Origin of the sequence: Campylobacter blaseri, from assembly GCF_013201895.1 — a bacterium.
Taxonomy (GTDB): Bacteria; Campylobacterota; Campylobacteria; order Campylobacterales; family Campylobacteraceae; genus Campylobacter_B; species Campylobacter_B blaseri.
The window spans coordinates 759,205-773,690 of record NZ_CP053841.1; the positions used below are offsets into that span (position 1 = coordinate 759,205).

A 14,486-nucleotide genomic window follows, 5' to 3' on the forward strand; every position below is an offset into this window, starting at 1 on the left:
GATATTTATAAGATAACATAGGTTTGATATGGAGATTATTAATCATTTTTTTATAGCATATATGCAGTATCTTTATGAGCCACTTTATGGATTTATATATAGTTTTATTTCATCTTTTGATTTAACTTTTAACCAAAGAAAATTTATAACTTTTGGCATATTGTTTTTAGTTCCTATATTGCTTTTAGAAATTAAATTTATACATAAAATTATTATCTCTTTTGGTTTATCTGCTATTTGCATTGCTATTTATGAGATAGCAAAGGTAAAAGATTATTTAGATACGGAGTTACCAACTAAAATAGCCTCATATATATTTCTTTTGCTAATAGCTCTTATATTTATTCAAGCTATTAAGAAGCTATTTAAATAGCTTTTATAGTGGTTAGCTTAACCACTATAAGCATTAAAGTGATTTTAAAATTTAAAAGCTAGATTATAACTGAATAAAATATCTATATAAAATAAGGCTTTTTAAAATATAAGATTTAGATATTTAATATAGATTTTATCTAGAAATTATAAATATATAATTAGTATAAATTTGCTACCCAGCACTTTTCATTTTTAATACTATAGCAATTGTTTTAAGTATAATTACAATGTCTTTATAGACACTCCAGTTTTTAACATACCAAATATTCATTTTGATTCTATCTTCAAAATTAGCAGTATTTCTACCATTTATTTGTGCAAGTCCAGTTAGTCCTGGTCTAACTTTTAGGATTATCTCTTTTTGAGTTTTACTAGCGCCACCTAACTCAAATTCTCCAGGTAAAATTGGTCTTGGACCAACTATACTCATTTCAAGTTTTAAGACATTTATTAGTTGTGGCAACTCATCAACAGAGCTCATCCTTAAAAAACCTCCTATTTTTGTTATTCGTGGATCATTTTTATACTTATGATATTTTTTATAAAATTCTATCTCTTCTGGGTGTTCTTTTAGATATTGTTTTAAAAGTTCATCACCGTCTTCTCTCATACTTCTAAATTTGTAGCACCAAAACTCTTTTCCATTACGACCAAGTCTTTTTTGTTTGAAAAATATACTAGATTTTGGCTCTTCTATACGCATAAGTATAAAAATTATAAAAAAAGCAATTATTAATATAGGCAAAAAACATAATACTATAATGTAGTCAAAACATATTTTTAATAGACGATCTAAAGGATTTAATAAAGAGTTTTTAAGTATGATAAGGTTTTTATTTAAACTAAATATGCTTAGGATATTGACTCTATTAAAATCATAGTCTTGCAATACTGGGCTAAATATCACCTCTTTATGGGCTAGGGCATTTTTTTCTATAATAGCACTAATTTCCTCTAAGTTTTTATTATTATTTCCTATAAAAAGAACATCATAATCATCGTTTTTAGTAACTACATACCCTAGATATTTATTGGAAAATATGCCGCTATTTGTCTCTTTGTCACCATTTATAAGATATACTTTTTTCTTCCAAATTCCAATATTAAATAAAAATAATTTAAAAAAATATTTTAATGTAGGCATTATTAGGATTAAAAGTATATATGAACCTATTAATATAATTCTTGAATACTCTATATCTTTACCTAAAGCCATAATGGAAAAAAGTAATAAAGATGAAAGGAAGCAAGATTTTATTATTATTTGAGTTTCATGCCAAAAGTCATATCTAACGGTGTAGAGTTTATTATATGCAAGAACTAATATAGTTATTGCATAGATAATAAAAAATTGGGTATATTCGCTGTATTCATACTGTTTATCTATACCAAAAAGTAAATTTTGGTAGTTTTTAAAAAAAGTCATTATAGAAATTGAGATAAATATTGATAGTATATCAACTATGATTAATAAAATGCTACAAAAAAAATTTCTCACTAAAAATAATCCTTAAATTTAAAGTTTAATTATATCAAAATTATAAAAAAGATTCAAAATACATATTGCTAATTACCAAAATATTTAAATCTATATTATTCTTTAATTTAAATTTAAATCCATATATTTTGTTATAATATTAAAAAAATATTGAAATGAGAAATGATGTTACTTTTAGAACCTATAGTGTATTATAAACAAATTTTAAAAGATTATAAAAATAGTTTTTTGGCAGAGGATAATTTTCAGGTTATAATAGGAATTAATGCTAAATATATTGATGGAAAAACTATAAGTTTTGATGATTTTAAACAAAAATTTTATGAAGCAAAAAAAGAAGATAATACAAAAGCACCATTTGCTGGACTTTTTGGTATTACAAGTTATGAAATGGTAGATGAGTTTGAGGTAATTGGTGAAAATAAAAAAAGCCTTTATAAGTTTCCAAAATTTATATATGCAAATGCTAGTTCTTACTTACACTACGATAAAATAAGTAAAATTTATACATATTATGGAACAGATTTTAAATACTATGATAAATTAAAAGAGTTAAAAACAACAAAAGATAATATTAAAGAAGATAGATATTATACTATAAAAACAAATCTAAAAGATGAAAAAGAGTATTTTGATAAAATGGTTAAAACAGCTAAAAAATATATAGAAAATGGAGATGTTTTTCAAGTTGTATTAAGCCAAATTTTAGAAATTTCTACAAATCTTGATAGTCTTAAGTTTTACATAGAGCTTAAAGCTAATAATCCAAGTCCATATATGTTTCATTTTCCAACACCTTATGGAGATGTAGTAGGCAGTAGTCCTGAACTTATAATGGAAATAAGAGATAGTGAAATATTTGTAGCACCAATTGCTGGGACAAGAAGTCGTGGTAGAACCCCAAATGAAGACGAAAAGTTGAAAAAAGAGCTTTTAAAAGATGAAAAAGAGTTAGCTGAACATCGTATGCTTATAGATTTAGCTAGAAATGACATTGGTAAATTTGCAAAAGCAGGAAGTGTGAGAGTAAAAAATCCTATGCAAGTAGTTAAATATGAACATGTAATGCATATAGTAAGTGAAGTTTATGGTAAAAAACCAAAAAATGTGTCATCTTTTGATATTTTAAGTGTTGTTTTTCCTGCTGGAACGCTTAGTGGAAGTCCAAAAATTAGGGCAATGCAAATTATAAATGAGCTAGAGTGTTCAAAACGAGGGATATATGGAGGAGGAATTGGCTTTTGGCATTTTAATGGAGATGTTCAGATGGCGATACTAATTAGATCAGCTATTTTTATACCAAATAAAAAAGATGATAAGAACTTAGTTTTTATAGGTGCTGGAGCAGGCATAGTATATGATAGTATATCAAAAAATGAATATAGTGAAATATGTAAAAAAAGAAGAAGTTGCCTTAGGGTGATTGAAAAACTATGCAAGGAGATAGATTGATTTTAATAATTGACAACTATGATAGTTTCGTCTTTAATATATATCAATATATTTTAGAGATTAGTAGTGATGATGTAAAATACTATAGAAATGATAAAATTTCATTAGAGGAGATTATTAGTTTAAACCCAAGCCATATAATATTAAGCCCTGGACCAAAACACCCAAAAGATAGTGCTATTTGTCTTGATATATTAAAATCAAATTTAAATATTCCTATCTTAGGAGTATGTTTGGGTCATCAAGCCATTGGATATAGTTATGGTGCCAACATTAAAAAACTTAAAACTCCATTTCATGGTAAAATTTCAACACTCGAAGTAAAAAATGAAGGAGTATTATTTGATAGTCTTCCGCGTGAATTTGATGTTATGAGATATCACTCTTTATATATAGATGAAGATACACTATCTAGCGAGTTTGAAATTTTGGCCAAGAGTAAAAATGATGATATAATAATGGCTATTAGACATAAAAATAAGCCAATTTTTGGCATTCAATTTCACCCTGAGAGTTATTTTACTCAATATGGGAAACAGATAATCAGTAATTTTATAAATTATAATAAAAAATAGAAATAAAGGATATATTAGTGACAAATTTTGCGCCATTTATGATAAAGCTACAAAAAAACTTTCCACTTGATGGAAACGATTATGAGATAATATGTAAAGCTTTAAATGACAAAGACTATGATATAGTTCAACTTGCTGGACTTTTAGTTTTAATAAGTGAAAAATCTCTTTACCCTGATAGTCTTGCGGCATTAGTAAAAAACATACTTAAATACTCAACAACATATAACGATCCAACACCTATGTTTGATATAGTTGGAACGGGGGGAGATAGGCTAAAAACTATAAATATATCAACAACTACAGCTTTTATAATAGCAAGTTTAGGAGTAAAGGTTGCAAAACATGGCAATAAAGCTATAACTAGTAAAAGTGGCAGTAGTGATACTCTTAGTGCTCTAGGGGTTGAGTTTAAAAGCGATTTAGCAGGAATTACAAAGTTAGTTCATAAAAAAGGACTTGCTTTTTTTCATGCACCACTTTTTCATAAAGTTACAGCTGAAGTAAAAGAGGTAAGAGATAGATTAAAAATAGGAAGTGTTTTTAATATGCTTGGACCTTTGTTAAATCCAAATTTAAGCTTAACAAATCAAATAGCTGGCAACTATTTACAAGAGGTAAATGAGCTTATGGCACAAACTTTAATGGAGCTAGGTAGAAAACATGCTTTGGTAGTGCATGGGCTAGATGGAATGGACGAAATAACACTTTGTGATGAAACATTAATTCATGAAGTTAAGGATGGAAAAATTATAGAGTATAGAGTAACTCCTGAACAATTTGGCTTTACAAGAGCTTTTCATAAAGATTTAGAAGGTGGTGATGGCAAATTTAACGCTGAAATTTTAAAAGCTACTTTAAAAGGGGAACTTAGCGGACCTAAATTTGATATAGTTATTTTAAATGCTATGTTTGCTCTTTATTGTGCGGATGTTGTTAGTTCGCCTATGCAAGCAAAAGAGATAATATTAAAAAGCATAAAAGATAAAGTGGTTTGGAACTATTTCTTAAATTATGTAGATAAAAAATGAGTGTTAAAGTTAAAATTTGTGGAATAAAAAATGAGATAGAAGCACTAAGCGTTGCTGAACTTAAAGTTGATTTTTTAGGAGTTATATTTGCCCAGTCAATAAGACAAGTAACCCCTAAAATAGCAAAAAATATATCAAAAATAGCTTATGAAAATGGTAAAAAAACCGTTGGTGTTTTTGCAGGAATTAGTGAAGATGATATTATTAAAATTTGCAAATTTTCAAATTTGCAAATAGTTCAAATTTATGAAAAAATAGAGGCAAATTTCAAAGATAGACTTAGTAAAGAAGATATTGAAGTTTGGCAGGTTGTAAGCATAAAAGATGAAATTCCAAATTTGGAAAATCTGTATTTTGATAAAATTTTATTTGATTATAAGGGTAAAAAATTAGGTGGAAATGGTGTAAGTTTTGATTGGAATTTACTTAAAAATTTTAAAGAAAAACCTTTTGTATTAGCTGGAGGGATAGATATTTATAATGCAAAAGAAGCAGTTAGGTTTAACCCTTATGCTATAGATGTAAATAGTAAGGTTGAAGATAGTAGTGGGCTTAAAGATGTTAATTTAATCAAAAAACTTCTAGCTAACATTAAAATGTAGTATAATTAAAGAAAAATTTAGGATTATAAAATGAATACAAAAGCATATTTTGGAAAATTTGGAGGTCAATTTATCCCAGAAACTGCAATGTTTGCACTAGAAGAGCTTGAAGAGGCATATAAAATAATAGGGCAAAGCAAGCAGTTTAAAGAAGAGCTTAACGAGCTTTTAAAAGAGTATGTTGGAAGACCCACACCGCTTTATCATGCAAAAAGATTGAGTGAGTATTATGGTCATGAGATCTATTTTAAAAGAGAGGATTTAAATCATACAGGCGCACATAAATTAAACAATGCTTTAGCCCAAACACTTTTAGCTAAAAAAATGGGTAAGAAAAAGGTTATAGCTGAAACTGGAGCAGGGCAACATGGAGTTGCAACTGCAACTGCTGCAGCACTTTTAGGGCTTGAATGTGATGTTTATATGGGTGAGGTTGATGCAAAAAGACAAGAGTTAAATCTTTTTAGAATGGAGCTACTTGGTGCAAAAGTTGTGGTTATAAAAGAGGGGTTAAGAACACTTAAAGAGGCAACAACAGCTGCAATTCAAGGCTGGGTAAATGAAATAGAGAGCGTTTTTTATGTAATAGGCTCTGTAGTTGGGCCATATCCCTATCCGTTAATGGTAAGAAATTTTCAAAGAGTTATTGGAGATGAGGCAAAAAAGCAACTAGCAACCAAAAATATAAAAGCTGATTATGTTATAGCATGTGTTGGCGGTGGAAGCAATGCTATTGGAATTTTTACTGCATTTTTAGATGATGAGAGTGTTGAGCTAAGAGGGGTTGAAGCCGGTGGTTTAGGGGTTGATACCCCATATAATGCAGCAACGCTTACAAAAGGTAGAGCAGGTATTATACATGGTATGAAAACTATAGTTTTGCAAGATAAATATGGTAAAATTTTGCCAGTTCATAGCATTTCAGCAGGACTTGATTATCCTGGAGTTGGACCTGAGCACGCTCATCTTTTTGATATAAAAAGAGTTAAATATGAAGCAGTTAGTGATGATGAATGTATTAAAGCTTTAAAGCTTACAACAAAATTAGAAGGGATTATACCAGCTATTGAGAGTTCACATGCTTTAGCGTATCTTGATAAGCTATGCCCAAAGCTTAAAAACGGTAAAAAAAATATCGTTGTTAATATAAGCGGAAGAGGTGATAAAGATATGGATAGTGTAAGAAATTATAAAAAAGGAACTATTTATGGATAATATACAATCAGCCTTTAAAAACAAAAATGCAAATATTGGATATATCGTAGCAGGCTACCCAAGCGTGGAACATACAATTGAATTTATAGATAATTTAGATAAAAGCGTCATAGATCTTCTTGAGATAGGAATTCCATACTCAGATCCTATAGCTGATGGAAAGGTGATTTTGGATGCTGGACTTGAGGCTATAGAAAATGGCGTAAATACCGATACGGTATTTGAAATTTTAGAAAAAAGAACAAGTAAAAAACCAATTGTTTTTTTGGTATATTATAACTTAATATATGCATATGGCTTAAGTAACTTCATACAAAGGTCTAAAAAATGTGGTATTCAGGGTTTTATAATACCAGATATGCCATATGAAGAGAGCGAAGAGATGTTTAAACTTTGTAAAAAAAATGATTTGAGCTTAATACCTCTTATAAGTGTTACTTCTGAGCACCGTGCAAAAAAACTTTTAACAAGATCTAGCGGCTTTATCTATGCTATTGGCGCTATTGGAGTTACTGGTGGAGAGCAAACTCCTTTAAATCGTTTAAAGCATATGGTTGGCGATTTAAAAAAGATGAGTGATTTGCCAGTTGCTGTTGGATTTGGAATTCGGACAAATGAAGATATAAATATAACAAGAGAGTATGCTGATGGAGCTATAGTAGGAACATCTTTGGTTGAGCTTTGTGGTAAATTTAGAGGTGAATATTTATTAGAAGAGGTAAAAGAGTTATTTAATTAGTTTTTTAGATGAAGACTTAAGAGCATTCTTAAGTCTTCATAATAAATTTATTATTTCTCTTTTGCTTCTAATTCAATAATCATTTTAACTTTATTGCCCATTGCTACACTTTCTTCACCGATGTTAAAATCAGTCCTTAAAATATCGCCTTCTAAGCTTAAACCTATAAGAGTTTTTCCATCATCTGTTTTTGTAGTACCGCCTAATTCATATTCAAACTCAACTACTTTAGTTACGCCTTTTATAGTAAGGTTTCCTTTTACAATGCCTTCTTCGTCATCATCTTTATCTTGGATAAACTCTGTCATTTCAAATTTCATAGTTGGGAATTTTTCTACATCAAAATAGTCCACACTTCTTAAATGATCGTCTCTTTTGTTGTTGTTTGTGTTTATAGAACTTATTACTATTTCACCATTAAGGTTGGTTAGTTTTTTAGTTTTAGGATCAAAACTTACAGCTCCATCAAAATTAGTAAAATTTCCTCTTACTTTGCTTATTTGCATATGTTTAATTTCAAAACCTATAGATGAGTGAGCTTTGTCTAAAACATACTCTGCTGCATTAACTCCTGTTGCTAAAAAAAGCGCCGCTACTGTTGAAGTAATAATTTTCTTCATACATTTCTCCTTGAATTTTATTTATAAGTTGAATTATATATGATATTCTTAAACAAAATATATAATTTCGTTAAAAAAATATTCATAAAATTATACATTGATATTTTTTATTATATATAAATATAATAACTTAATATATAAAAATTAGTAAAAAAATATAATTTTCTGTTATAAGTAGCTAAAATAGGTAGTTTTACAAAGGTGCTTATTTTGAAATTTTAATAAAAAACCATTTTTTAGAATTTTTTACTTTTAAGTTATAAAATATAATAATTTCAAATAAAAACGATATTTAACTCTAAAAATATGTTAAAAAACTAAATTTTTATCTATGCTATAATACTATTTTTAAGGAGATTTTTAATAACCATGACTTTTATCTATTTAATTAGTATCTATGTTTCCACTATCGTTAGTGGTATATTGGTCTTTATCGCTATTGGACATATATTGTATAAAAAAAGATCTCCAAATAGTATGATATCTTGGATTTTAGCTATCTTCTTTCTTCCTTTTATATCAGTGCCTTTATATTTCATAATTGGTATTCGCAAGCGTGAATCTAGAAGCAAAAAAGAATATGTAAAGATAGCTAAGCCTGAAAAGTATCATAAATACAATATTAGCTCTTCAGAACACAGTGTTCTTAGTTTGTTAGAAAAAAATAAAATGCCATCTGCAACAAAAAATAATGATATAAAACTTATTTTATCAGACACCAAGGCTTTTAAAGAGATGTTAGAACAGATAAATAATTCAAAATATTCTATTGATATTTGCACATATGTTTTTAAATTTGATAAAACAACTCAAATTTTACTTGATGCATTAGAAAAGAAAGCCAAAGAGGGTGTGAAGGTAAGAGTTCTTTTAGATATAGTTGGCTCAATTGGGGCATATATAAAACAGGGCAAATTTAAAAAAGCAAAAGAGGTTGGTGTGGATATTGTCTTTTTTACACCAATATTTAAAAGGCCATTTCAAAGCTATATAAACCTTAGAAATCATCGTAAAATTTATCTTTTTGATCAAAAAATACTTCTTAGCGGAGGTATGAATCTTAGTGATGAGTATATGGGCTTAGAAGAAGATGAACAAAGATGGGATGATTTAATGTATAAACTAATAGGTCCTAGTGTTTTTCATTTTTACTATATTTTTTGTAATGATTGGGCGTACGCTAAGGGTGAGAAAAATAACTTTGATATAGATCAAAGTCTTGAGTTTGATGGTAGTGATATTGTACAAGTTGTTCCATCAGGTCCTGATATACAAGTAGACGCACTATATGAAACACTACTTAATGCAATCTATAATGCAAAAGAGAGAATTTGGATAGTTACTCCATATTTCGTTCCATCAGAAAATATAATACAATCTTTAATCATAGCAAAACACAAAGGGGTAGATGTAAAACTCATAACTCCAAAACATTCTAATCACCTTTTAGCTGATCTAGGAAGAAGCCCATATATGAGAGAGCTAAATAGTGCTGGTGTTGAAGTTATGCTGTATCGGGGGAATATGTTACATGCAAAAGCTATTTTATTTGATAGTCTTGCTGGCATGGTTGGATCTGTAAATTTTGATAATAGAAGTCTTTTTTTAAACTATGAAGTAGTTACATTTGTATACTCTAAAAGAGTTGTAGATGAGCTTGAGGAGTGGATGAGATCTTTAATGGATAGTTCTAATAAAGGCATGCAAAAACCTAGTAAAGTAAGAGAAACCATTGAAAATATTGTAAAAGTTTTTACGCCGCTATTATAAAATGTTTAAACCGCTAAAAATTCTGCATAACTCAAATAAGATTATAACTAATCAGTTTATCTCTAATAAGTTTAAATTAGTTTGTTGGAATGTGCATAAAAATAATAAAAATGCTAAATTTAAAAAATATATTGAAGATATAAGTGTTGATTTTTTACTATTTCAAGAGGCTAAATTTGATGATAGAGAGATTATAATTCCAAATTTCAACTACAATGCTGCAGCAAATTTAGAGCTAAATAGTAAATTTTATGGTGTTTTAACAGCAAGTAAGATCCGATCAACTTATGCAAAAGCCTATCTTTCTGAGGGTAAAGAGGGTGTGTTTGGAACTCATAAAAGCCTACTTTTTTCTACATATATGTTTGAAGATATGGGTGAGTTACTTATTTTAAACATTCATTCTATAAATTTTAGAGAAAATACAAGGTTTATTAAAGAGCTACAAAAACTTTCTGCCATTGTTGAATTTCACAAAGGAGCTATAATTATAGCTGGGGATTTTAATACTTGGAATAAAAAAAGATTACTCGTTCTAAAAGAGTTAATTAAAAGCTTAAGGCTTAAAATGGTGAAATTTGATGAGCATAATCATATTAAATCTTTTATGGGCAATCAGCTAGATTTTATATTTTATAGAGATTTAAAGTTGATAAATTCATGGGTTGAGATAGATCATAGACTATCAGACCATAATCCACTTTTTGCAGAATTTGAAAAGCTAGATAATAAGTAGTTATATTGTTTTATAAATTTCATTAAGCTTGTTTAACTAAATTATTTATAGATATAATTAAATTTTATATTAAAAGACAAAAGGAAATAGGTATTTTGATTTAGCAAAATTTTAAATAATAATAGGCAATTTGTCTAAGCAAGAATGGTTAAATTTAATCTTAGCCCCTTTGTTACCACTTTTTATAATTGTTTTATATGCTAAATGTGCCAAAAGTATAATTAAAAATGAAAAGTTAGATAATGATTTATATTTGCTATATATCTTGGTAGTAATTGGCTATATATTGATTGATAAATTTAGCATTTTATAAGGAAAAGACATGGGTAATAATTACACTCTTATAATTAGTTTTAAATAGCAAAAATAAATAAACTTTAAAAGAGGAAAATTATGGATATTTTGACTGAACTATTTTATTTTTTAATTGCAACTTGGTGGGCATTTTTACTTTTTGGGCTCTTTTTAATTATTTATGCAGATTATGCAAATGGAAAGCAGGAGTATAATGGTAAATTTATAAAACATACATATAAACAATGGGTTATTGGTCTTGAACCTACTAAAATATATATAAAAACAGTAAAAAGTTGGAAAGATAAACAACCATTTCATTTTATATTTGAGATAATTACATTACCATTATTTTGTCTCCCATGGATACTTCTTTGGTTGGGCATATTTGGATTTGTTTGTTTTGTAGGTTTTTTGATTGTAAAATTATTTTTTACATAGGAGGTAAATTATGAAAACTAAAGATGGAGTAAGTAGTGACCCCGTTGAAACAGCCACTAATATTATACAAATGGCAGGTGCTGTTGCTGGTATGAAATTAGGTAGTTCTTTAGCTAGTAAATTTAAAGGAGTGTAGACAATGAAGAAATTAACAGATAAAGAATTAGAATTGATTGATGATAATCAAAAAACTATTAAAAAGAAACAAAGTATAAATTTACTCTATTTTAATTGCCCAGTCTGTGGTAATAAAATAAAGAAAATATCAAAATTTGGGGACTTATTTACCAAAAAAAATCTTACATGCGAAAACTGCAAAAGTGAATTTAAACCATCAGGTTTTTTTACTTTTTGGGTAGAGAACTTTACTTTTCTATCGCCTGTTATTGTAATAATTTTTGCATATTTTGGTCAAAAAATCTTGTTTCCAAATTCAGACAAGATGTATTTGGTTTCATATATTATAGGAATTGTTTTATATCTAATAGTTTCAATTTTTTTAACATATCTAATACCATATAAAAAAATAAAAAATAAGGAGAATTAAAATGTCTAGCATAAAACAACATTTAAGTGATTTTGCAAACGGATTTGTGGATACTTTTGTCGGAGCCCCTTATGCTTTTGGTGATTTTCTAGCCAGAATAAGTGGCTTTAGAGATTGGCAAGAAAACAACAAGAGTGTTATACCTAATTTAAACTCAAATTATCATCAAGAGCAAGCTATAAATGAGATGAAGATTATTTATCATGCACTTAATAATACTAAATCTATAAAAATTTTAGGAGATCATTTATTAAATGATATTAAAACTCGACCATTTTATTATCTAGGAGGATTTCTAACAACACGAGGCATGGAAAAAACCATACCTAATAAAGCTGGCAAAATTACCTATAAAGGGTCAATAGTAATAGCAAAAGCCGATAATGCAATTCATGAATTATTAGAAGATAATAAAGCATTTTATGATATTATTAATAACGCTTTAAAAAATAGTAATTCAACTATTGATGATTTTACAAATTTTACAAAAAATCCTATTATATTGCCAAACCCTTTTGGAACAATATCAGGCAATGGCTTTAACTTCAATGATTATCTAAATCAATACTTTAACCCCTTTATATCTCCTACCATCTACGACCCACTAGTTTTAGATCTTGATGGAGATGGCATAGAAACACTATCTTTAAAAGATGGAGTATACTTTGACCACAATGGTGATGGAGTTAAATTTAAATCATCTTGGGTAGACAAAGATGATGGCTTACTTGTAATTGATAAAAATAGTAATGGCATTGTAGATAATGGAAATGAACTATTTGGAAATTTCTCTAAATTAAATAGTAGTAATCATTTAGCTATTAATGGCTTTCACTCTTTAAAAGAGTATGATACAAATAGTGATAGCATTATAGATATAAATGATGAAGAATTTTTAAACTTAAAAGTATGGCAAGATAAAAATAGTGATGGAATTTCACAAAGTGATGAGTTAAAAACATTAGATGAATTAGGTATTAAATACTTAAATACAAACTTTACTAATGAAACTAAAAATATAGATAAAGATAATACTTTAGAGTTCTCTTCAACCTATACAAAAACAGATAAAACAAATTTAAAACTAGCAGATATAAACTTTAAAGTTGATACAACTTCATCTATGCATAAAGAAAAGTTAAATTTAACAGATGAAGAGAATAAAAGAGCAAATATAAAAGGCTATGGATTTCTAAGAGATTTAAAAGAGGCAGCAACATTATCAACCAATCTTGCAAAAACATTAGATGAATACACTATAGCTAACACAAAAGAAGAACAACTAAACTTAATACAAACTCTAATTAAAGAGTATAGCAATACAGCAAACAAAGCAAACAACTATGAATTAAAAAGAGCAAATTTAATAAACAATGATTTAGTAGAAGTAAAGATACTAAATTTAGTAAGTAGTTTAGGAAACTCAAATTTAGAAATTAGAGATAAAAACAAAATTTACAAAGATATAAAAGAGTTATCACTAAAAGCAAGTGACGATAGGTTTAAAGTTCTAAATTCTATGAAATGATATTTAGTTTTAAAAAAGGAGAAAAATTGACAAAAATAATAACAATATTATTTATTACTGGAATTTTTTGTATATTTATAGGCTTAAGTATATTTATATATTCTATTCTTAAATATCCCAAAAGAAAACAAAAAATATTTAGCATTATGAATAAAGAAGAAGTTATGAAATACAATCAAATTTCAAAAATTAAAAGAGAAAAAAGAAGCGAACAAGAGCAAGAATTTTACTTTAAAAACAAACAGCTGTATATTGCAACAACAGGTTCAAAATGGTTTAAAATAGGTTATATTTTTATTTTTTTGGCTATCACAGGTTGGATATATTATTATGTAATTTGACAACTTTAAATTAAAGGAGTATTAATGTCAGATAAATTTTTCTCAGTTGCTTTGTTTTGTTTTATTGTAAGTGTTGGGTTATTTGCAAAGTATATTTTTTTTAGTTACAACAAAAAGAATTTCTTTGGTATTATGGCAAAAGATGATTTTACAGAATATAGACGAATTTCAAAAATTAAAAGAGAAAAAAGAAGTGAGCAAGAGCAAGAATTTTACCTTGAAAACCAAGAGCAATATGTTGGGTTGATGATTACAAAATGGGTATTTTATATAGGTATTGTTTTTGTTTTTATAGGTATTATAATTAAATATATTTTTGAATAAAAGGAGTAAAAATGAAAAAAACAACCGATGAAGACAAACCACTTTTAGTTATAAATCGTAAAAAAGGTTTTATAATTATTTTATATGATATTTTTTATATGCTATGGATGAGTGCTACAGCTATTGTTGGTTACTTATGTATCCAATTAGATAATGTTATACCAAATATTACTGGTTATATCTTGGTTATATTTACTCCTTATGCTTACTTTTGTATGTATAATTTAAGACAAATTGATTGTTATGAAGACTATTTGGTCATAAAAAGGTCTTTGTGTTCCCAGACAATTTATTATAATAAATTAAAAGATTATAAACAATTATTACAAGAACCATAGCTTTTAGACATAGAAAAAAATTCATATTTTCCACATTTATAAATATATATTTGATTACTA

General features: G+C 27.4%; 16 protein-coding genes and 1 pseudogene. 15 read left to right on the forward strand and 2 right to left on the reverse strand.

The window, feature by feature from the left end:
* Positions 1–28 precede the first annotated feature (28 nt).
* Complete coding sequence (locus CBLAS_RS03905) at positions 29–373, forward strand: hypothetical protein (RefSeq protein WP_106870372.1); 345 nt, start codon at positions 29–31, stop codon at positions 371–373.
* Positions 374–547: 174 nt separating this feature from the next.
* Here CBLAS_RS03905 and CBLAS_RS03910 read toward each other — a convergent pair whose 3' ends face one another.
* Complete coding sequence (locus CBLAS_RS03910) at positions 548–1,873, reverse strand: sugar transferase (RefSeq protein WP_106870374.1); 1,326 nt, start codon at positions 1,871–1,873, stop codon at positions 548–550.
* Between the two features lie 165 nt (positions 1,874–2,038).
* On the opposite strand from CBLAS_RS03910, the gene CBLAS_RS03915 reads away from it, so the two are divergent.
* From CBLAS_RS03915 to trpA, 5 genes and pseudogenes are all read left to right on the forward strand, one after another.
* Positions 2,039–3,325, forward strand: coding sequence for an anthranilate synthase component I family protein (locus CBLAS_RS03915; RefSeq protein WP_106870376.1), 1,287 nt, complete (start codon positions 2,039–2,041; stop codon positions 3,323–3,325).
* Positions 3,322–4,931: pseudogene (trpD, locus tag CBLAS_RS09530) on the forward strand (anthranilate phosphoribosyltransferase). Before CBLAS_RS03915 ends, trpD begins: the two are co-directional and overlap by 4 nt.
* Positions 4,928–5,533, forward strand: a complete 606-nt coding sequence (locus CBLAS_RS03930; protein WP_106870378.1) for a phosphoribosylanthranilate isomerase — start codon at positions 4,928–4,930, stop codon at positions 5,531–5,533. The pseudogene trpD and the gene CBLAS_RS03930 overlap by 4 nt, the downstream one beginning before the upstream one ends.
* Before the next feature lie 30 nt (positions 5,534–5,563).
* On the forward strand, positions 5,564–6,748 hold the full coding sequence (gene trpB, locus CBLAS_RS03935; RefSeq protein ID WP_106870380.1) for a tryptophan synthase subunit beta: 1,185 nt from the start codon (positions 5,564–5,566) through the stop codon (positions 6,746–6,748).
* Complete coding sequence (trpA, locus tag CBLAS_RS03940) at positions 6,741–7,487, forward strand: tryptophan synthase subunit alpha (RefSeq protein WP_106870382.1); 747 nt, start codon at positions 6,741–6,743, stop codon at positions 7,485–7,487. The genes trpB and trpA overlap by 8 nt, the downstream gene beginning before the upstream one ends.
* A 50-nt stretch (positions 7,488–7,537) precedes the next feature.
* Here trpA and CBLAS_RS03945 read toward each other — a convergent pair whose 3' ends face one another.
* Positions 7,538–8,107 carry a YceI family protein gene (locus CBLAS_RS03945; RefSeq protein ID WP_106870384.1) on the reverse strand — a complete coding sequence of 190 codons (570 nt, stop codon included), beginning with the start codon at positions 8,105–8,107 and terminating at the stop codon, positions 7,538–7,540.
* 369 nt (positions 8,108–8,476) lie between these two features.
* Between CBLAS_RS03945 and CBLAS_RS03950 the strand changes: the two genes are divergently transcribed.
* The 9 genes from CBLAS_RS03950 (at position 8,477) to CBLAS_RS03985 (ending at position 14,426) form a co-directional block, all read left to right on the forward strand.
* Positions 8,477–9,877 (forward strand): phospholipase D-like domain-containing protein, encoded by a 1,401-nt coding sequence (locus tag CBLAS_RS03950; protein ID WP_106870386.1) that lies wholly within the window; start codon positions 8,477–8,479, stop codon positions 9,875–9,877.
* 1 nt (position 9,878) lies between these two features.
* The gene (locus CBLAS_RS03955) at positions 9,879–10,613 is read left to right on the forward strand and encodes an endonuclease/exonuclease/phosphatase family protein (protein ID WP_106870388.1); all 735 of its coding nucleotides are present in this window, start codon (positions 9,879–9,881) and stop codon (positions 10,611–10,613) included.
* Positions 10,614–11,006: 393 nt separating this feature from the next.
* On the forward strand, positions 11,007–11,348 hold the full coding sequence (locus CBLAS_RS03960; RefSeq protein ID WP_106870392.1) for a hypothetical protein: 342 nt from the start codon (positions 11,007–11,009) through the stop codon (positions 11,346–11,348).
* 10 nt (positions 11,349–11,358) lie between these two features.
* A complete protein-coding gene (locus CBLAS_RS09675; RefSeq protein ID WP_277620688.1) occupies positions 11,359–11,484 on the forward strand; it encodes a hypothetical protein in 126 nt (41 codons plus the stop codon).
* A 3-nt stretch (positions 11,485–11,487) separates the two neighbouring features.
* Positions 11,488–11,895, forward strand: coding sequence for a nuclear hormone receptor DNA binding domain-containing protein (locus tag CBLAS_RS03965; protein ID WP_106870394.1), 408 nt, complete (start codon positions 11,488–11,490; stop codon positions 11,893–11,895).
* A gap of 1 nt (position 11,896) precedes the next feature.
* Complete coding sequence (locus CBLAS_RS03970) at positions 11,897–13,423, forward strand: hypothetical protein (protein ID WP_106870396.1); 1,527 nt, start codon at positions 11,897–11,899, stop codon at positions 13,421–13,423.
* A 26-nt stretch (positions 13,424–13,449) separates the two neighbouring features.
* Positions 13,450–13,764 (forward strand): hypothetical protein, encoded by a 315-nt coding sequence (locus tag CBLAS_RS03975; RefSeq protein WP_106870398.1) that lies wholly within the window; start codon positions 13,450–13,452, stop codon positions 13,762–13,764.
* Positions 13,765–13,788: 24 nt separating this feature from the next.
* Complete coding sequence (locus tag CBLAS_RS03980; protein WP_106870400.1) at positions 13,789–14,088, forward strand: hypothetical protein; 300 nt, start codon at positions 13,789–13,791, stop codon at positions 14,086–14,088.
* A gap of 11 nt (positions 14,089–14,099) precedes the next feature.
* The gene (locus CBLAS_RS03985) at positions 14,100–14,426 is read left to right on the forward strand and encodes a hypothetical protein (protein WP_106870402.1); all 327 of its coding nucleotides are present in this window, start codon (positions 14,100–14,102) and stop codon (positions 14,424–14,426) included.
* The last annotated feature ends 60 nt before the right edge of the window (positions 14,427–14,486 follow it).

Bases quoted from the DNA above. Each gene is read 5' to 3' on its own strand.
- CBLAS_RS03905 (WP_106870372.1), top strand. From the start codon at position 29: ATGGAGATTATTAATCATTTTTTTATAGCATATATGCAGTATCTTTAT.
- CBLAS_RS03915 (WP_106870376.1), top strand. From the start codon at position 2,039: ATGTTACTTTTAGAACCTATAGTGTATTATAAACAAATTTTAAAAGAT.
- CBLAS_RS03930 (WP_106870378.1), top strand. From the start codon at position 4,928: ATGAGTGTTAAAGTTAAAATTTGTGGAATAAAAAATGAGATAGAAGCA.
- trpB (WP_106870380.1), top strand. From the start codon at position 5,564: ATGAATACAAAAGCATATTTTGGAAAATTTGGAGGTCAATTTATCCCA.
- trpA (WP_106870382.1), top strand. From the start codon at position 6,741: ATGGATAATATACAATCAGCCTTTAAAAACAAAAATGCAAATATTGGA.
- CBLAS_RS03945 (WP_106870384.1), bottom strand. From the start codon at position 8,107: ATGAAGAAAATTATTACTTCAACAGTAGCGGCGCTTTTTTTAGCAACA.
- CBLAS_RS03950 (WP_106870386.1), top strand. From the start codon at position 8,477: ATGACTTTTATCTATTTAATTAGTATCTATGTTTCCACTATCGTTAGT.
- CBLAS_RS03955 (WP_106870388.1), top strand. From the start codon at position 9,879: ATGTTTAAACCGCTAAAAATTCTGCATAACTCAAATAAGATTATAACT.
- CBLAS_RS03960 (WP_106870392.1), top strand. From the start codon at position 11,007: ATGGATATTTTGACTGAACTATTTTATTTTTTAATTGCAACTTGGTGG.
- CBLAS_RS09675 (WP_277620688.1), top strand. From the start codon at position 11,359: ATGAAAACTAAAGATGGAGTAAGTAGTGACCCCGTTGAAACAGCCACT.
- CBLAS_RS03965 (WP_106870394.1), top strand. From the start codon at position 11,488: ATGAAGAAATTAACAGATAAAGAATTAGAATTGATTGATGATAATCAA.
- CBLAS_RS03970 (WP_106870396.1), top strand. From the start codon at position 11,897: ATGTCTAGCATAAAACAACATTTAAGTGATTTTGCAAACGGATTTGTG.
- CBLAS_RS03980 (WP_106870400.1), top strand. From the start codon at position 13,789: ATGTCAGATAAATTTTTCTCAGTTGCTTTGTTTTGTTTTATTGTAAGT.
- CBLAS_RS03985 (WP_106870402.1), top strand. From the start codon at position 14,100: ATGAAAAAAACAACCGATGAAGACAAACCACTTTTAGTTATAAATCGT.